At 64.2% G+C, this 16836-nt stretch carries 17 protein-coding genes and 2 pseudogenes; 9 read left to right on the forward strand and 10 right to left on the reverse strand.

All coding sequences use genetic code 11. The annotated features are described in order from the left end of the window. From DU505_RS21665 to pqqA, 7 genes and pseudogenes are all read right to left on the reverse strand, one after another. Positions 1–120, reverse strand: a pseudogene (locus DU505_RS21665) (S-(hydroxymethyl)glutathione dehydrogenase); the annotation flags it as partial. Between the two features lie 151 nt (positions 121–271). After that, entirely contained in the window at positions 272–2875 is a 2604-nt protein-coding gene (locus DU505_RS21670) for an insulinase family protein (RefSeq protein WP_114481049.1), read from the reverse strand. Continuing rightward, on the reverse strand, positions 2872–4035 hold the full coding sequence (gene pqqE / locus DU505_RS21675; RefSeq protein WP_114481050.1) for a pyrroloquinoline quinone biosynthesis protein PqqE: 1164 nt from the start codon (positions 4033–4035) through the stop codon (positions 2872–2874). Before pqqE ends, DU505_RS21670 begins: the two co-directional genes overlap by 4 nt. Continuing rightward, positions 4028–4327, reverse strand: coding sequence for a pyrroloquinoline quinone biosynthesis peptide chaperone PqqD (pqqD, locus tag DU505_RS21680; protein WP_245948133.1), 300 nt, complete (start codon positions 4325–4327; stop codon positions 4028–4030). Before pqqD ends, pqqE begins: the two co-directional genes overlap by 8 nt. Next, positions 4324–5103: a pyrroloquinoline-quinone synthase PqqC gene (pqqC, locus tag DU505_RS21685; protein ID WP_114481051.1), complete on the reverse strand. Its 780-nt coding sequence runs from the start codon at positions 5101–5103 to the stop codon at positions 4324–4326. The genes pqqD and pqqC overlap by 4 nt, the downstream gene beginning before the upstream one ends. Before the next feature lie 133 nt (positions 5104–5236). After that, positions 5237–6166: a pyrroloquinoline quinone biosynthesis protein PqqB gene (pqqB, locus tag DU505_RS21690; protein ID WP_114481052.1), complete on the reverse strand. Its 930-nt coding sequence runs from the start codon at positions 6164–6166 to the stop codon at positions 5237–5239. A 114-nt stretch (positions 6167–6280) separates the two neighbouring features. Further along, positions 6281–6352: a pyrroloquinoline quinone precursor peptide PqqA gene (gene pqqA, locus DU505_RS21695; protein WP_081786101.1), complete on the reverse strand. Its 72-nt coding sequence runs from the start codon at positions 6350–6352 to the stop codon at positions 6281–6283. Positions 6353–6711: 359 nt separating this feature from the next. Between pqqA and DU505_RS21700 the strand changes: the two genes are divergently transcribed. The 8 genes from DU505_RS21700 to DU505_RS21735 all read left to right on the forward strand — a co-directional run bounded on the left by DU505_RS21700 (position 6712) and on the right by DU505_RS21735 (position 14729). Continuing rightward, positions 6712–8535 (forward strand): methanol/ethanol family PQQ-dependent dehydrogenase, encoded by a 1824-nt coding sequence (locus DU505_RS21700; protein WP_114481053.1) that lies wholly within the window; start codon positions 6712–6714, stop codon positions 8533–8535. A 174-nt stretch (positions 8536–8709) separates the two neighbouring features. After that, positions 8710–9321, forward strand: coding sequence for a c-type cytochrome (locus DU505_RS21705; protein ID WP_181872904.1), 612 nt, complete (start codon positions 8710–8712; stop codon positions 9319–9321). 34 nt (positions 9322–9355) lie between these two features. Next, positions 9356–10189: a quinoprotein dehydrogenase-associated putative ABC transporter substrate-binding protein gene (locus DU505_RS21710; protein ID WP_114481055.1), complete on the forward strand. Its 834-nt coding sequence runs from the start codon at positions 9356–9358 to the stop codon at positions 10187–10189. Beyond that, positions 10186–10839 carry a carboxymuconolactone decarboxylase family protein gene (locus DU505_RS21715; protein ID WP_114481056.1) on the forward strand — a complete coding sequence of 218 codons (654 nt, stop codon included), beginning with the start codon at positions 10186–10188 and terminating at the stop codon, positions 10837–10839. The genes DU505_RS21710 and DU505_RS21715 overlap by 4 nt, the downstream gene beginning before the upstream one ends. An 86-nt stretch (positions 10840–10925) precedes the next feature. Next, positions 10926–12137, forward strand: a complete 1212-nt coding sequence (locus DU505_RS21720) for an ABC transporter substrate-binding protein (RefSeq protein WP_114481057.1) — start codon at positions 10926–10928, stop codon at positions 12135–12137. Beyond that, a complete protein-coding gene (locus DU505_RS21725; protein ID WP_114481058.1) occupies positions 12125–13132 on the forward strand; it encodes a PQQ-dependent catabolism-associated beta-propeller protein in 1008 nt (335 codons plus the stop codon). The genes DU505_RS21720 and DU505_RS21725 overlap by 13 nt, the downstream gene beginning before the upstream one ends. After that, entirely contained in the window at positions 13129–13929 is an 801-nt protein-coding gene (locus DU505_RS21730; protein ID WP_245948135.1) for an ABC transporter ATP-binding protein, read from the forward strand. The genes DU505_RS21725 and DU505_RS21730 overlap by 4 nt, the downstream gene beginning before the upstream one ends. Then, the gene (locus DU505_RS21735) at positions 13920–14729 is read left to right on the forward strand and encodes an ABC transporter permease (RefSeq protein ID WP_114481060.1); all 810 of its coding nucleotides are present in this window, start codon (positions 13920–13922) and stop codon (positions 14727–14729) included. The genes DU505_RS21730 and DU505_RS21735 overlap by 10 nt, the downstream gene beginning before the upstream one ends. A gap of 3 nt (positions 14730–14732) precedes the next feature. Here the strand turns inward: DU505_RS21735 and DU505_RS21740 are convergent, their stop codons facing one another. The 3 genes from DU505_RS21740 to DU505_RS21750 all read right to left on the reverse strand — a co-directional run bounded on the left by DU505_RS21740 (position 14733) and on the right by DU505_RS21750 (position 16590). Beyond that, positions 14733–15137 (reverse strand): c-type cytochrome, encoded by a 405-nt coding sequence (locus DU505_RS21740; RefSeq protein ID WP_181872905.1) that lies wholly within the window; start codon positions 15135–15137, stop codon positions 14733–14735. A gap of 9 nt (positions 15138–15146) precedes the next feature. Beyond that, entirely contained in the window at positions 15147–15512 is a 366-nt protein-coding gene (locus DU505_RS21745; RefSeq protein WP_220250995.1) for a hypothetical protein, read from the reverse strand. A 175-nt stretch (positions 15513–15687) separates the two neighbouring features. Further along, positions 15688–16590 carry a LysR family transcriptional regulator gene (locus tag DU505_RS21750; RefSeq protein ID WP_114481062.1) on the reverse strand — a complete coding sequence of 301 codons (903 nt, stop codon included), beginning with the start codon at positions 16588–16590 and terminating at the stop codon, positions 15688–15690. Between the two features lie 126 nt (positions 16591–16716). Between DU505_RS21750 and DU505_RS21755 the strand changes: the two are divergent. Next, positions 16717–16836: pseudogene (locus DU505_RS21755) on the forward strand (S-(hydroxymethyl)glutathione dehydrogenase); the annotation flags it as partial.

The raw sequence follows: 16836 nt of genomic DNA on the forward strand, positions 1-16836 counted from the left end.
GCAGACGCTGGTGGCCGCGATGCGCACCAGCACCTCGCCGGCCTTCGGCCCCTCGACGTCGATTTCGACCAGTTCCAGCGGCTTGCCAGCGGCCTTGGCGATGGCGGCGCGTGATTTCATGAGGCATCCTCCCGCCCTGTTGTTCTTGTTGGGTTGTCGTTGCTCAGTCTAGGTGAGCACCGGTGACATGATTGTGTTGCAGAGGCATAAGTGCGTTGCACGCTGGCAACATTACGTGGCAGGAACCGAACGTGGCGGGAACCAAAAGGGCTCACTGGGGCGCATGCAGCCACCACCGGCGAGGAAGACTCGCCACGACCAGAGCGTCGGCGAGGGCGGTGAGGTCGCTGGCTACGAGTGCAGCCAGCACTTCCTGCTCCTCCTCCCAGGGAGGCACTTGCCAGGAAGCGTCGTCCGCCTCGGGTGCTATCGCCCTCAGCTGACGGTGGCGAAGTGCCTGCCAGATGCGCAGGATGCCTTCAAGGCGTGTCTCGGGTCTTGCCTGACTGGCGGCCAGACGGCCCAGCCGCTGGCTGAAATCGGTGCTCTCCAACGGCGCGAGTGACACTCCCTGATCCTGCAGGAAGTCATCGATGGCAAGGCGAACGGTTTCCACCGAGGCGTGGGGCGACTGCACTACGTAGCCGAGTCGGGGCCAGCCGGCGGCTTCCCGATAGCGCACCGCCGCTACATAGCCGAAGCCGTGACGTTGCCGCATTGCATGCTGGAAGGCGGCGTCATGGCATTGTGCCACCAGCTGCAGCAGAAAACGGCTGCGAGGGGTGTCGTCACGACCGGCAATGTCCAGCATCACCGCCTGGTCTGTGCCTTGGGGCGTGAGCCAGATGGTCTCCCTCTCGCTGGAGACGGGTGGCTCGGTGTGCCATGGCGGTTCATTCGGCAGAAGGCCGGCGAAGCGGTGGGCCTGTTGTCTTGCTGCCTCGGCATCGAGGCTTCCCCTGGCCCAGCACAGCAGGGTGGGAGTTGGCTTGGCGATACCGGAGTGAGGCGTGGTGCTGCCAGTGGCGCCGGGGATAGGGCTCGTCTCCAGTTCGCACAGCAGCCGCTGGGCGATCAGGCCCGTCGCGGGGTGACTCATTGCTGGCGAGTCGTCTCGTCGAGTCGTCGACCATTGCCCCAGTGCCTGCTCCACGACAGAGGGAAGCCGGCTGGGGTCGCCCCAGGCCAGCAGCCAGTCGCCCCGATGGTCGCTTCCGGTCATCAAGGTCAGGTCGTGTGCTGCAGCGGCCTGGCGCAGCGCCAGGCAGCGGCGTTGCCAATGGGCGAGTCGGAGCACGTGCCCTGTGGGATCCGCGGGCCAACCCAGGCACCAACTCGCTTCGGGCTCGTCTGTCGGCCACGTCGGCCACCCCCACCAGAGCGCCAGGTGTCTGTCGTGCTGCAGGCACCCTGGCATGGAGTGCCAGGCCGTCGAGGGTGAGGGCTCGGACGCGATCCGCGGGGCAGCTCGCGGCGGCAAGGCTGACACCTGAAGGGGGGGTGACAAGGACAGCCTGCAGTAGCGCGTGCCGGTTTCCTCGAGGGTTTTCCAGGCAATATCCCCGATGCTTTCTCGCGGCGATGGGCAGTGCCAGAGCCATCGGCACTGACCGCGCGTTAGCCAGGTAGCGAAGGCGGCGCGAGGGGGCATGGTATAGACCGCCTCGGGATGCTGCGCATGCGTGACTAACCGCAGCGCCTGGCGTCTGGGCCAGTCGTCGAGATCGCTGGTGACTCGCGGTGGGCGGGGCAGTCGCTGTTGCAGAGCCCGGTCCAGGGCGGCATGACAGGTGGCAAGCAGGGTTGCAAGAAGGGTCGAGAGAGAGGCCGTGTCATCGCCATGATGGGGCTTCAGCTCAGCGAGGCCGAGCCGAATGCCGAGCGCCTGGCCGACCCCTTTCGACGATAGCGAGACATCGAGCGCTTCGAGGCCAAACGACGTTTGCAGGGTGGAGGCCAAGCTGCCATCCGCGAGTCGTGCCGCCAGGGCGGCGAGCCACTCGGGGTGAGCCCTGGCCAGGCCCTCGGGTAGCGGCCAGAGCAGCTCGAGCGTCGAAGTGGGGGAGCTGCTGGCCAGGCGCTGCGGCAGACACCAGGCTACGCCACTCGGCTCTCCCCAGCGGCTGGTACGGCCCCAGCACTCGTAGGAGCTCGGTGAGGCTGCGGCTGCGTGGATCTCATGGCCTTGACGCTTCAGTAATTCGAGCTGGTTCTCAAGCGGCAGGGGGCCGAGCATTACCAGGGCCATGCGTTCGGGACGGTAGTGGCGGCGGTGAAAGTCGTGCAATTGATCCACCAGCCGCCCGGCGTCCTGACCCAGCGTGACCTGGTTGCCGGCGTGGCAGGCCCGGGCCGGGTGCCCGGGTCGATACAGTCGGCCAAGGGCGGCCAGGCGATGTAGCGCTGGGTCGGCCAGTCGGGCGCGGTATTCGGCATCGAGCACGCCGACTTCGTGCTCGATGCGTTCAGGAACCAGCAGAGGGCGACACAATAGGTCGACCAGCCTGGCCAGTCCTTCTTCGGCCGCCCCCGGGGGCAGGTGCAGATGCACGTCGGTGGTGGTCTCGTCGGTTGAGGCGTTATAGCGCCCGCCGAGGTGGCCGACCCACTGGCTCAGCTCGCTCTCTCCGGGGAAAGCGTCGGAGCCGAGAAAGAGTGCATGCTCGAGAAGGTGAGCCAGGCCACGATATGCCATCGGCTCGTCCAGGTATCCGACGCCCACCGCGCCGACCAGCCGTAGCCGCCGGGCCTCGGGCACTTCCGCTGCCAGCACTTGCAGGCCATTGGATAGTTGCGTGCTCTGTAGCCGGCTGCCCGAGGGCAGTCCCTCGCGTCGCGCCGCTTCGAAGGTCGCGCTGGGCGGCGATACGATCATGTCCGGCAGAAGACCCGCGACTCATGGACGTTACGCAGTGTCAGCTCCTCCAGTGTGCGGCCGTCGTCGGCAGCTTCACGGCGTGCCGCCTCGATCAGGTGATGATTCGGTGAAAGTTCGCAGACCGGATCGGTGGCTGCCGGATCCCCGGTGAGCAGGTAAGCCTGGCAGCGGCAACCGCCCACGTCCCGGTGACGCTCGTCGCAGCTGCGGCAGGGCTCCTGCATCCAGCCATCGCCACGATAGCGGTTGAAGGGTTCACTGTCATACCAGATTTCGCGCAGCGGCTGCTCGCGTACGCTGGGGAAAGTCATCGGCAGCATTCGGGCGCTGTGGCAGGGTAGCACCGAGCCGTCCGGCGCCACGGTCATGAAGATTGAGCCCCAGCCCCCCATGCAGGCCTTGGGGCGTTCGGCGTAGTAGTCGGGCACCACGAACAGCAGGCGCATGTCACGGCCCTGACTCGCCAGCTTCTCCCGCCAGCGTTGGGTGGTGGCCTCGGCGGCCTCGAGCTGAGCCCGGCTCGGCAACAACCCTGCCCGATTGAGGTGTGCCCAGCCGTAGAGCTGGCAGTTGGCGAGCTCCACGGCATCGGCGCCCAGTTCGTCGCACAGCGCGATGATGGCCTCGAGCTGGTCGATGTTGTGGCGGTGCAGTACCACGTTGAGCACCATCGGGTAGCCGGCAGCCTTGACCGCCCGGGCCATGGCCAGCTTCTTCTCGTGAGCCTTGCGTGATCCCGCCACCGCTGCGGCGACATCGGGGTCGGAGGCCTGCAGGCTGATCTGGATATGATCGAGACCGGCTTCGCGCAGGGCCAGGATGCGCGCTTCGTCGAGCCCCAGTGCCGACGTGATCAGGTTGGTATAGAAGCCGAGCCGGCGAGCCTCGGCCACCAGTATCTCGAGATCCTGTCGTACCAGCGGCTCACCGCCCGAGAAACCCATCTGCACCGACCCCATGGCCCTGGCCTGCGTCAGCACGTCCACCCATTCGTCGGTGGTGAGCTCCTCCTTGGCGCTGGCGAAGTCCAGTGGGTTGGAGCAGTAGGCGCACTGCAGCGGGCAACGATAGGTCAGCTCGGCGAGTAGCCACAGCGGGGCTCCGGTGTGCCCTTTCAGCGGCTGGTTCGCGGCAGCGGTGTCGGTATGGTCAGTCATGGTGGATCCAGCCTTGTCGGGCGGCATCGAGCAGGAATTCATGCACGTCCTGCTCGACCTCCGTGGCGGGGGCATCGGGGAATTGCGCCTGTAGGTTCGCCACCACGGTATCCACGTCGCGCTGGCCGTCCAACGTGGCGAGTATGCTGCCAGCGCTGTCGTTGAGCTGCACCATGCCTTCGGGGTAGAGCAGCACATGGCGACCCTGGGCTTCCTCCCACTGCAGGCGCCAGCCGGGTCGCAGGCGATAGACGGCGCTTCCTTTCATGCCGGTGTCAGTGGTGGTGGTCATGTCAGCCCCCGATGATAGACGCGTTTGTCGGTCACGCTATGGTAGGGCGGTCGTCCTAGCTGGTAGGCCATGCTCATGGCATCAAGCATCGACCACAGCACGTCGAGCTTGAATTGCAGTATCTCCAGGGCGCGCTCCTGTGACTGCCGGGTGGTGCAGACCGCCAGCGCCACCTCCAGGCCATGCTCCACGTCGCGGCGTGCCTCTGTCAGGCGTTTGCGAAAATAGCCATAGCCGGCTTCGTCGATCCAGGGGTAGTGGGTGGGCCAGGTGGCCAGGCGGCTGCGATGGGCTTCCGGGGCGAACAGCTCCGTCAGCGAGGAGATCGCCGCTTCGCGCCAGTCGGCACGGCGCACGAAGTTGACGTAGGCATCCACGGCGAAGCGTACGCCTGGCAGCACGTGCTCCTGGGACCAGAGTTCGTCACGGGAAAGACCCACCGCCTCGCCCAGCGTCAGCCAGGCCTCGATGCCGCCGCCATCGTCATCGTGGCCGTCATGGTCGAGCAGACGCTGTACCCAGCGCCGCCGAATGGCGGCATCGGGGCAATTGGCCAGCAGGGCGGCATCCTTTTGAGGGATGTTGACCTGATAATAGAAGCGGTTGGCCACCCAGCCCCTCAACTGCTCGGGCGTGGCCCGGCCTTCGGCCATGTCCATCTGGTAGGGGTGGTGAATATGGTAGTAGGCGCCCTTGGCCAGCAGGGCCTCGCGGAAGCTCGTGGGGCTCATGGCCTCTCCCGTGACGCTGGCCAGCGGTGACGTGAAAACTGACATGGCGAGGCTCCCTCTTCTTCCAGCTATCGTAGTGCGTAGTCATGGCCGATTCCATCGTGCTGTATGGCGATTCCATTCCCGTCTAAAGCGGCATTGACCTCTCATGGTTGAGACGATGGCTTCTCCTGAGGGTTCATACCTCCAGACGCATGCCGTCGAAGGCCACCTCAATGCCCGCTCGGGTCAGGGCTGCACGCTCAGCGGAACCCTCGTCGAGGATCGGGTTGGTATTGTTGATATGAATCAGCACCCGCCGCGTGGTTTGCGGCAGGGTGGCCAGCTCGGTCAACAGGCCATGCTCTCCGGCCAGCGCCAGATGACCCATGTCACGGCCAGTCGCCTGACCGACGCCGGCACGAATCAGCTCGTCGTCGTGCCACAGGGTGCCGTCGACCAGCACGCAGTCGGCACGACCGAGAAAACCTCGGACCCGGTCATCCAGTTCACCGAGCCCCGGGGCGTAGAAAAGCTGCGTGCCGCGTTGCCGGTCCTCGATCAGCAGGCCGATATTGTCGCCCGGCGTCGGCGCGCCTCGGCGTGGCGAGTAGGGCGGGGCATTGCTGGTCAGAGCCACGGCGGTGAAGCTCAGCCCCGGGCAGTCGGGAAGATCGAAAGTCGCTTCCCGGTGGTCGTCGTCGATGCCGATGGGCCGCCAGTGCAGCCCGCCATTCCAGTGCTCCAGCATACGGAACAGGGGGAAGCCGTCGCTCAGGTCCTGATGCACGTTGGGGGTGCACCAGACATCGAAGGGGCAGCCTTCACGTAGCGACAGCAGCCCGGTCGCATGATCGATCTGTCCATCCACCAGCAGAACCCCGGTGATACCGCTGTCGCGAGGGACCTTCCTTGGATGGAGCTCGGGGTTGCTGCAGAGCTGGGCACGGATATCCGGTGAGGCGTTGCAAAGCAACCAGCGTTCGCCGTCGCTGCTGAGCGCGATCGACGACTGGGTGCGCGGCGTGGCCTCGATACTGCCATTGCGAACGCCATGACACAGCCGGCAGTTGCAGTTCCACTGGGGGAACCCCCCGCCCGCGGCGGCGCCTAGTATCAGTACATGCATCTGGATCTCCTGCATCGCGCAACAGTCAGCGCGCAACAACAAAAGGCTGATGCCCCACCGGGGAGCATCAGCCAGACAGGTCCTGCATCAATGGGGAGTTCAACAATAGGGAGTTCAACGGTTGGAGATGTACAGCGTGACCTCGAAGCCCAGACGCAGGTCGGTATAGGCAGGCTTGGTCCACATAAACGATCCTCCACGGATTGGTGGTTGTCAGACGTACTCTACTAGTTAAGCAGCTGTTGGGGGTTCTACCTTTCGACCAAAGTCTAGCTTGTTCGAAAAACCCCGATACTGCCGTCAGCGACCTCCCGTTTCGGTTGAAGAAACCAGGCTACAGCAGGGATGAAGGCGGATCATTGCCGGGAGGCAATAGTCTTTTGACGGTAGGCGTCGTGTAAATCACCGCTGAACGGGATGGTGTTACCGGAAGTTGTGCTAGACCTTTTTAGTGTCAATGACTGAAACGAGACGACAGCCACAACAACCACAACGAGATGTGCCGTTTCCCCAGGCACACTATTGAGTACCACGGAGATAACGCCATGCTTCGGGAGATCGGATATGCAGTGACGGCCACCGGGTTGTTGGCCGCTTCGTTGGCTCACGCCAACGAGAATCAACTCGAACTCCAGCAGAACCCGGAATATTGGGCCACTCAGCTGGGTAACTATCAAGGCAATCGCTTCAGCGAATTGGATCAAATCAACCGCGATAACGTCAATGAGCTGCGCTCGGTCTGGCAGTTCTCCACCGGCGTGCTTCGCGGTCATGAGGGCGGCCCCCTCTACGTCGGCGACGGCAGGCTATACATACACACCCCCTTCCCCAACAAGGTGTTCGCACTTGATCTGGAAGACGAAGGGCGCGTGGTCTGGAGCTACGAGCCGGACCAGGATTCACGCGTTATCCCGGTCATGTGCTGCGATACCGTCAACCGCGGGCTGGCCTATGCCGATGGACGCCTCTTCCTGGGCCAGGCCGACAACACCTTGATCGCCCTGGACGCCGAGAGTGGCGAGCTGCTGTGGGACGTCAGTAACGGCGATCATACCATTGGTGAGTCAAACACCATGTCGCCCCTGGTCGTGCACGACAAGGTCATTGTCGGTATCAGCGGCGGGGAGTACGGCATTCGCGGGCATATGACCGCCTACGACGTGGAGTCCGGCGAACAGGTGTGGCGGGGCTACTCCACCGGGCCGGACGATGAGGTGCTGATCGATCCGGAAACCACGACGATGATGGGCGAACCGATCGGCGAGAGCGACCTCGGCGTTTCCACCTGGCCCGAGGGCGAGTGGGAGCGCGGTGGCGGGGCCCCCTGGGGATGGATCACCTACGACCCCGACCTTGACCTGATCTACTACGGCACCGGCAACCCCGGCACCTGGAACCCGGAACAGCGCGCAAAGGATGGTGAACCGGCCGACAACAAGTGGGCGATTACCGTCTTCGCACGTGACCCCAACAACGGTGAGGTCAAGTGGGTCTACCAGAAGGTGCCCTTCGACGAGTGGGATTACGACGGGGTCAACGAGAATCAGCTGATCGACGTCGAGTTTGATGGTGAGCAGCGCAAAGGACTGGCAATCATCGACCGTACTGGCTTCGGCTTCCTGCTCGACCGCGAAACCGGCGAACTGCTGGTGGCGGAGAAGTTTGCTCCCGAGACCAATTGGGCCGATGACTACGACATGGAGACCGGGCGGCCCAACGTCAACGAGCAGTACAGTACCTATCGCCAGGGCGTCGATGTCAATACCACCGATATCTGTCCCACCGCCATGGGCGCCAAGAACATGCAGCCGAGTGCCTACTCGCCGAGGACCGGTCTGATCTACGCCGGCATCAATCGGATCTGCATGAACTACGAGCCCTTCGAGACCGAGTACGTGGCAGGCCAACCCTATGTGGGTGCCACCCTGACCATGATGCCCGCTCCCTCCGAGAACGGGGGCATGGAAGGTCGCATGGGCAGCTTCATCGCCTGGGATCCGGTAGCAGGCGAAACCGTCTGGGAGGTCGACGAGCGCTTCGCGGTATGGAGCGGTGCACTGGCGACTGCCGGCGATCTTGCCTTCTATGGCACCCTCGAGGGGCACGTGAAGGCGGTCGATATCGAGAACGGCGAGGAGCTGTGGCGCTTCAAGACACCCTCGGGAATCATCGGCAACGTCAACACCTTCATGCATGAGGGCAAGCAGTACGTGGCCGTGCTCTCCGGGGTTGGTGGCTGGGCCGGTATCGGTCTGGCGGCAGGCCTCGAGGATCCCGAAGAGGGCCTGGGCGCAGTGGGTGTCTTCTCCGCTCTTGGCGACTACACCAAACTCGGCGGCGTCCTGACGGTCTTCGCCCTTCCGGACTGAGCCGGTTACCTGAGCAATAAATAGAGGGGCACGGGTACTTTACCCGTGCCCTCTACCAGTCCTCTCATGAGCCACCCGTGCAAGGCGGGAGTTCCTGCAACATCCAGAAGGAAGCGCTGCATGCCGGTATCGAAGAATGCTTTGTCACGAATTGGACAGTTTGGTGTTGTCATCATGCTGCTGCCCATGGCCGGGATGGCGTTCCAGGCCATGGCCGATGAACACCGCGTGACCGGTGACGCGCCTGGGGCCTTCGTCGTCGAGGACGGCAAGGTCGATCCCGATACCTACGAAGGCTACATCACCTACACCCGGGTCTGTATGGCCTGTCACGGTCCCGATGGCCTGGGCTCCTCCTTCGCTCCCAATCTGGTGCGTGCCGCCGAGCGCCGCGGCTGGGCGGACTTCGCCGGCACCATCGCCGCTGGACGTGAGGTCCAGCCGGGTCAGGTAATGCCCTCTTTTGCTGACGACCTCTATGTCATGGGCAATATTGGCAAGATATACAGCTACCTGCGCGCTCGTGGGGAAGGAGGCCTGGGGCGTGGCCGCCCTCGGATCATCGAATCGGTGCAGGAGGAAGCAGAACCAGAGGAAGCGATACCGGAGGAGGCAGGACAGCAGAACGCAGATCAGGAAAAACTGGACCAGCAAGAGGGCGTGGAATCGAAGGATCCGGATAGGGCGGGCAAGAATCAGGAAAAGGCCAAGCCTGAGTCCGGCGAAGCAAGCACCACAGAAGCAAGTACCACAGAAGCAAGCACGCAAGACGAGGTCGAGGAGTGATCCAGTGCCCCAACATGCTCGAGTGGGAGGGTAAATGAGACGCGCCATTTGCCTATTGTTGCTATGGGGTGTGCTGGTCCTGGCTATCGGAACCGCTATTGCGAATCCACCGGAACGCCAGGAACGCGAGGCACTGAGGGTATGCATGGACGGCAATAACATGCCGTTCAGCAATGAAGCCGGAGACGGTTTCGAAAACCGTATCGCCGAGTTGATGGCCGAGGACATGGACGTGCCCCTGGCCTATGTCTGGGCGCCCCAGGTCATGGGTTTCGTGCGCAATACTCTCGAATTGCGCGTCTGTGACGTGATGATCGGTGCCGTTGCCGGCTACGAGTTCGTGCAGAACACCAACGAATACTACCGTTCCGTCTATGCGCTGGTGGTGCCTGCGGACTCCGGGGTCGAGGCGACCAGCCTGGAAGATCCGTCGCTGCAGGGCCTGCGTCTCGGGGTGGTGGCCGAAACGCCGCCGATGGTGGCGCTGCGTCGTACCGGGGCCGTGGTGGTGGGGTATCCGCTGATGGTGGATACCCGGGTACGGGCCCCCGTGCGTGATGCCGTCGAGGATGTAGCGGCCGGGACTACCGACGGGGCCGTGCTGTGGGGTCCGTTGGCAGGTTATTACGCCTCCCGGCAGGAGCCGCCATTGCGTGTCCTGCCACTGGTCGACGATACCTCGGGCGCACGGTTGGATTACCGCATCACCATGGGCATCCGCCGCGGTGAGCCCCACTGGAAGGACTGGATCAACGATTTCATCGACCGTCATCAGGAGGAGATCCACGCCATTCTGAGCGAATACGGTGTACCGCTGCTCGACCGCCGTGGCCAGTTGATCGTGCCGGACGAGGGTGGCAAGTCATGAGGCGCCTGGCTGCGATACCGTTTCGCGCTACTCTCCTGGCGCTGGGCTTCGGCGCGTTCATGGCATTGGGCAGTGTGGCCCATGTCCAGGCACAGCGGGCAGCGGCAGGGCCACCCGACTGGCCCTGCGTCCAGCGGCTTATCCCCGAGATGGCCTGGGGAACCGTCTGGGCCGGCCCACCGCTGGATGAGCTGGAACGGCAGTGGTGGGAGGACGAGGAAGTCGGCAGCGTGGTGCGCTTTGCCACTGCACGGGCCACCCCCGAAGGCGAAGGCCTGGAGCGGGTTCGCGACTTCGTTGCCTCGGTGGACGACGATGAGGCGGAAGAGCGTCTCACCCTGTTGTTCTCCGGTCTTTTCGAACTCACCAACCGCGAGCGTCGACGTGCCATCGACAGCATACGGCGCGCTTCCCGTGCCCAGGTGGCCCGTCTCGAGATCATCTCGGACATGGTGGACGAGCTGGAGGCGCGGCGCAGCGAGGAGGGGGCCGACGAGGCCGAGATCGAGCGCCTGTCGGAAGACCTGTTCTGGGAGCAGCGTACCTTTCAGATGCGCCAGCAGGCGCTGCCGGCCATGTGTGAACAACCCTACCTGCTGGAGGAAAAGCTCAGTCGAATGACGCGGGTGATCATGGAACGCCTGCCGTGAGCACGATAACAACAGCGGTGACACGCCCTCATAGCCCTCATAGTCCTCATAACAACAGCGGCAGCACGACTGCCTGAGGAGAATGCATGAAGACCCTGTCTCACTCCCTTCGCTGGTTCACCGCCGGAGGGCTCGCCATTGGCCTGGCGTGGTCGTCGGTCGTGTCGGCCGATACGCCGGCCACCCTTACCCTCGGCTACCTGGGCATGGAGCGACCCGACGACCGGGAGCCCCTCTCGGTGCTCGACCCGGTACTCGACGACGAGGGGCTACAGGGGGCTAGGCTCGGCATCAACGACAATAACGCCACGGCCCAGTTTCTCGACCAGGAGTTCGTGCTCCACGAGGCGGAGGTTGCCGATGGGGGTGACGTCGGCGGGGCGCTGCAGAGCCTGATCGACCAGGATGTCGACTGGATCATCAGCGGTTTGCCCGCCGAGTCACTGATGGAATTGATGGACCACCCCGCCCTGGGCGATCGGGTGGTGTTCAACGCCGGGGCGGCGGACGACGAGCTGCGGGGCGAGTCCTGCCACCCCAACCTCTATCACACCACACCGAGCCGGCGGATGCTGGCCGATGCGTTGGCCCAGTTCCTCGGCTACAAGCAGTGGGACCGCTGGGCGCTGGTCTACGGCAACACCGACGAGGATCGGATACTGGCCGATGTGCTGCGCGCCGCGGCCGAGCGTTACGGCCATCGCGTGGTGGGCGAGGCGATGTGGCCCCATGACCCCATGGCGCGCCGCGCCGAGGGCGGCTTCCATGCCATTCAGCGCGAGATCCCGGTGTTCGTGCAAGAGCTTCCCGAGCATGACGTGCTGGTGATCGCCGACGAGACTGACTATTTCGGCGAGTACTTCCCCTATCAGACCTGGGCGCCGCGCCCGGTGGTGGGTACCCAGGGGCTGATCGCCACGCCCTGGCACCGGGCCCATGAGTCCTGGGGTGCAGTGCAGCTGCAGCGGCGCTTCGAGAAGCTCGCCGACCGCTGGATGACGCCCCGTGACTTCGGCGCCTGGCTGGCGGTGCGCTCCCTCGGCGAAGCCGCGGCGCGTACCGGCTCGGCCGACCGGGAGACGATTATCGACTACATGCTCGGCGAGGAGTTCGAACTCGCCGGCTACCTGGGGCTTCCGGTCAGCTACCGCACCTGGAACCACCAGCTGCGCCAGCCGATCCTGATCACCGGCCCGCGCATGGTGGCGTCGGTCTCGCCCCAGGAGGGCTACCTGCATCCACGCACGCCGCTCGATGCACTCGGCGCTGATGAGGGGGAATCACAATGCCGCTTCTGACTTCTCGGGGCTGGGGCCCCGTCACCAGACATGCCCTGCTGGGGCTGACCCTGGGCAGCCTGATGGTACTGCCTATGACAGTCCAGGCCGAGCGCATCTTCGTCTCCAACGAGAAGGACAACACCGTCTCGGTGATCGACGGCGAGACCCTGGAAGTGGTGGAGACCATCAGCGTCGGGCGCCGCCCCCGTGCCATGGTCTTCAGCAGCGACGGCAGCGAGCTGTTCGTGGCGGTAGGCGATGACGAGTCCATCGACATGATCGACCTCGAGACCCTGCAAGTGGTGCGCAGCCAGTCCTCGGGCGAGGACCCGGAAGTGATACGTGTCGATCCCAACCGGCCCTATATCTACGTCTCCAACGAGGACGACAATATCGTCTCGGTGCTCGACTATGAGGCGCGTACCCTGGTCACGGAGATCCCGGTGGGGGTCGAGCCCGAGGGGCTCGGGATCAGCCCCGACGGCCGGTGGCTGATCGCGACCACCGAGACCTCCAACATGGCCCACATCATCGATGTCGAGGCCATGGAGGCGGTCCACCACCGCTTGGTGGGGGCTCGGCCGCGACACGCCGAGTTCACCCACGACGGCCGCGAGGCCTGGGTCTCGTCGGAGATTGCCGGCATGGTGTCGATCCTCGATATGGAGGAGACCTTCGACGTCAAGCACACCATCCGCTTCGACGTGCCTGGCGTGCCGCGGGAGACCGTCCAGGCGGTGGGCGTGGTGCTGACCTCCGATGGGCGCTACGCCTTCGTGGCCCTGGGGCCCTCCAACCGGGTGGCGGTGATCGACCAGCAGACCTACGAGGTGCTCGACTACATCCTGGTTGGCCAGCGGGTCTGGCACCTGGCGCTCAACGGCGACGAGAGCCGGCTCTACACCACCAACGGGGTCAGCGGTGACGTCACCGTGATCGAGGTCGACGGCCTGCGGGCGGTCAAGTCGATTCCGGTGGGGCGCTTCCCCTGGGGGGTGATCGTCGAGCCGTGAGCGATGCTTCCGTACAAGCCGAAAGCGCACCCCCGGAGCAGATGGCGCCTGCCCTGGCGGTCCGCGACCTGGAGTTTTCCTACGCTGGGAAGCGTGTGCTGGAGTCGGTCTCCCTGGCTATCGAGGCAGGGGAGTTCGCCGTGCTGCTGGGCCCCAACGGTGCCGGCAAGACCACGCTGTTCTCGCTGATCACCCGGCTGCATGACCGCCGTCGGGGCGAGATCCGCATCGGTGGCTACGACGTGCGCCGGCAGGCGGTGCAGGCCCATGCCCGCATTGGCGTGGTCTTCCAGCAGCCGACCCTGGACCTGGACCTCAGCGTGGCCCAGAACCTCGCCTACCATGGCGCATTGCACGGCATGGGACCGCGTGAGGCCCGTCGGCAAGCCGAGCTGCAGCTCGAGCGGGTAGGGCTGTCCGATCAGCATCGCACCCGGGTGCGTCGGCTCTCCGGCGGCCAGCGACGGCGGGTGGAGATCGCCCGGGGACTGATGCACTCGCCGCGCCTGCTGCTGCTCGACGAGCCCACCGTGGGGCTGGATATCGCCTCGCGCCGTGAGCTGGTCGAACACGCCCACCGGCTGTGCGCCGAGGAAGGCGTGGCGGTGCTATGGGCGACCCACCTCATCGACGAGGCGCGCCCCGGCGATCGTGTACTGGTGCTTCATCGCGGGCGGCTACTGGCCGACGAGCGGGCCGAGGCGCTGGCCGACCGGCTCGGTGTCGCTAACCTGGGTGATGCCTTCGATCTCTTGACGGGGGGATTGACAGGGGGAGAGGAGGCCCCATGCGCCTGATGCCCTGGCTCCACTGCCTGCTCGGTGTGGTGGGGCGCGAGCTGCTGCGCTTCTTGCATCAGCGCAGCCGTTTCATCGCCGCCCTGGTGCGGCCACTGGTGTGGCTGTTCGTGTTCGCCACCGGGTTTCGCATGGCGCTGGGCGTGGCCATGACAGAGCCCTACCAGACCTACATCCTCTATGAGGTCTACATCGTGCCGGGGCTGGTGGGCATGATCCAGCTGTTCAATGGGATGCAGAGTTCGCTCTCCATGGTCTATGACCGGGAGATGGGCAGCATGCGGGTGCTGCTGGTCAGCCCCTTTCCGCGCTGGTACCTGCTGATCTGCAAGCTGCTGGCCAGCACCTTGGTGTCGGTGGTGCAGGTCTACGTCTTCCTGGCCATCGCCTGGTGGTACGGCATTCAGGCCCCACCGATGGGCTATCTTTGGATTCTTCCGGCGCTGCTGTTGACCGGCTTCATGGTCGGCGCCCTGGGGCTGCTGCTCTCCTCCTTCATTCGCCAGCTGGAAAACTTCGCCGGAGTCATGAACTTCGTGATCTTCCCGATGTTCTTCCTCTCCTCGGCGCTCTATCCGCTGTGGCGCATCCGCGAGGGCAGCTACCTGGTCTACCAGATCGCCGCTCTCAACCCCTTCACCCAGGCGGTGGAGATGATCCGCTTTGCCCTCTACGAGCGAGCCAACCTCGAGGCGATCCTGATCAGCACGGCGGTGACCCTGGTGCTGCTGGCGCTGGCGATACTGGGCTATAACCCCTCGCGGGGCATGATGGCCCGCAAGGGCGGGGGAGGCGACTGATCCTCAGGGTTCGGCGATACTTTCCAGATAGCCGATGATGCGCTGCCGTAAGCGCTCGTCGAGCCCCCACAACACCATGCGGGTGCCGGGCAGGAAATCATCGGGGCCGGAGAGGAAGGCGTCGAGAGTCTCGCGATTCCACACCAGATTGGCTTCCTCCAGGGCCGGCGAGTAATCGAAATCGCTGATGCTTCCGGCCGGCCGGCCGATCAGGCCGTGCAGGCTTGGACCGGCCAGATGTTCTCCCGGCACAAGGCTGTGGCAGCCGACGCACTGGGCGCGGAACAGGCGCTCCCCCTGGGCGTGCTCGGCATCGCCGGCGACCGGGAGAGAGGCGGCAGTCAAGGTGGTGCCGAGTATCAGCCCGGTGGTAATGAGCCGTAGCGATGGGAAGACCCGGCAGGTCACGCGGATACCTCAGAAACAGCGCAGGTTGGCATCGGCCTGAGCCTGACGCAGCCTGTGCAGCTGATCCTGCATGCCGCGTTCAGTACGGAACAGCACGCCCAGTTCGCCGCGTTGGTCCTGCATGCTCATGACCGTGTCGACCTGCTCGTAGGTCTCGTAGGTGAGGTGTTCAGCGATCACGTCGATGCTGCAGGCGCATTTCTGCATGGTCAGGTAGCTGTTGCCGTTGGCGGCCATGCAGCCCAGCACGTAATCGACACGCGCCTCGGTGGGGTAGTCGTTGGCCTGGGCGGAGGCTGCAGCAAGCAGCGTCAGGAGAAGCGTCGCCGTGGTGGTGGCCAGCGAAGGGCGTCGGGAGGCAGTCTTGTTATTCATCGATGACCTCAACTATGACCTCAAATAAGATCTCGAACGGGAACGCCGCGAAAGACCAGGGCCGACAATTAAAAACAGACAGTTTAAAACTATGGCACTTTGTTCCTTTTTGCCAACTCGGCGGGGGCCTTCTGGCGTGAATTTCAGCCACACATTGGCAGCCCCGAACGCGGCGTTAACGTGAGTGAGATCGGCGTACCGGTAGCTGCTCCTCGATATGCGCGACGAGATAGTCGATGAACTGGCGTACCTTGGGCGAGCGGTGACGATGACGCGGGTAGACGGCCCAGACTGCGGTATCGTCGTGCTGATAGGGCTCCAGCACCGAGATCAGTTCGCCGCTGGCCAGGTAGGAGTCGACATAGTAATCGGGCAACTGGGCCAACCCCAGCCCCTTCAGGGCAGCATCAAGCAGGGCTGGCCCCGAGTTGGCCTCCCAGGCGCCTTCGACACGCACTTCGCGGCGCACACCATCGACATCGAAGCGCCAATGGTCGCGTGAGCCGATCAGGCAGCTGTGGCTGGCGAGTTCCGAGAGGGTGTGGGGCTGCGGCACCCGGGTGAAGTATTCCGGTGAGCCGACCAGGTATTCGTGGCGTTCGCAGAGCCGTCTGGCGATCAGCGTCGAATCCTTTAGCGTGCCCATACGGATGGCGATGTCATACCCCTCGTCAATGATGTCGACCTGGCGATTCGTGAAATGCATGCGCACGTGAAGCTGGGGATGAAGCGTCAGGAAATCGTTGACCAGCGGTGCAATGAAGCGCTCGCCGAAGGTGGTCGACGAGGTCAACTTGAGGACGCCGCTAGGGCGGGCCTCCAGATCGTTGATGGCCGCCTCGGCCTCACGGAAGCCGTCGAATAGGTGGTGGCAATGTTCGTAGTAGAGGGCGCCGGCATCGGTGAGGCGGATCTGGCGAGTGGTGCGATAGAGAAGGGTGGTGCCCAGCTGATTCTCCAGCTGGCTGACGAGACGACTGACATGAGAGTTGGAGACCTTGAGATGCCGGGCGGCAGCGGCAAAGGTCCCCAGGCGAACCACCTCGATGAAGGCTTCGATCCTGTCCCAGCGTTGCATGGGCCACCTCCCGCATGGATTGTTGTTGATGAACAATAATGTCGTGTGTTTGATGCACTTTATCTCAAGACGCCGCATTGCCTAGACTAATCGATGGAAAAAACGCAAACGAACGAGGTCATCTGCATGAAATCACGCGCCGCCATCGCCAAGGCCGCTGGCAAGCCGCTGGAACTGGTCGAAATCGACGTCGAGGGGCCGAAGGCCGGCGAGGTGCTGGTGCGCATCGCGGCCACCAGCGTCTGC

The sequence above is a fragment of the Billgrantia montanilacus genome, from assembly GCF_003336675.1.
GTDB classification, from domain to species: Bacteria; Pseudomonadota; Gammaproteobacteria; order Pseudomonadales; family Halomonadaceae; genus Halomonas; species Halomonas montanilacus.

Excerpts from the sequence above, each read along its gene's own strand:
- DU505_RS21720 (WP_114481057.1), top strand. The coding sequence starts at position 10,926 with ATGAAGACCCTGTCTCACTCCCTTCGCTGGTTCACCGCCGGAGGGCTC.
- DU505_RS21735 (WP_114481060.1), top strand. The coding sequence starts at position 13,920 with ATGCGCCTGATGCCCTGGCTCCACTGCCTGCTCGGTGTGGTGGGGCGC.
- pqqC (WP_114481051.1), bottom strand. The coding sequence starts at position 5,103 with ATGTCAGTTTTCACGTCACCGCTGGCCAGCGTCACGGGAGAGGCCATG.
- DU505_RS21745 (WP_220250995.1), bottom strand. The coding sequence starts at position 15,512 with ATGAATAACAAGACTGCCTCCCGACGCCCTTCGCTGGCCACCACCACG.
- pqqD (WP_245948133.1), bottom strand. The coding sequence starts at position 4,327 with ATGACCACCACCACTGACACCGGCATGAAAGGAAGCGCCGTCTATCGC.
- pqqE (WP_114481050.1), bottom strand. The coding sequence starts at position 4,035 with ATGACTGACCATACCGACACCGCTGCCGCGAACCAGCCGCTGAAAGGG.
- DU505_RS21670 (WP_114481049.1), bottom strand. The coding sequence starts at position 2,875 with ATGATCGTATCGCCGCCCAGCGCGACCTTCGAAGCGGCGCGACGCGAG.
- DU505_RS21750 (WP_114481062.1), bottom strand. The coding sequence starts at position 16,590 with ATGCAACGCTGGGACAGGATCGAAGCCTTCATCGAGGTGGTTCGCCTG.
- pqqB (WP_114481052.1), bottom strand. The coding sequence starts at position 6,166 with ATGCATGTACTGATACTAGGCGCCGCCGCGGGCGGGGGGTTCCCCCAG.
- DU505_RS21700 (WP_114481053.1), top strand. The coding sequence starts at position 6,712 with ATGCTTCGGGAGATCGGATATGCAGTGACGGCCACCGGGTTGTTGGCC.
- DU505_RS21705 (WP_181872904.1), top strand. The coding sequence starts at position 8,710 with ATGCTGCTGCCCATGGCCGGGATGGCGTTCCAGGCCATGGCCGATGAA.
- DU505_RS21725 (WP_114481058.1), top strand. The coding sequence starts at position 12,125 with ATGCCGCTTCTGACTTCTCGGGGCTGGGGCCCCGTCACCAGACATGCC.
- DU505_RS21710 (WP_114481055.1), top strand. The coding sequence starts at position 9,356 with ATGAGACGCGCCATTTGCCTATTGTTGCTATGGGGTGTGCTGGTCCTG.
- DU505_RS21715 (WP_114481056.1), top strand. The coding sequence starts at position 10,186 with ATGAGGCGCCTGGCTGCGATACCGTTTCGCGCTACTCTCCTGGCGCTG.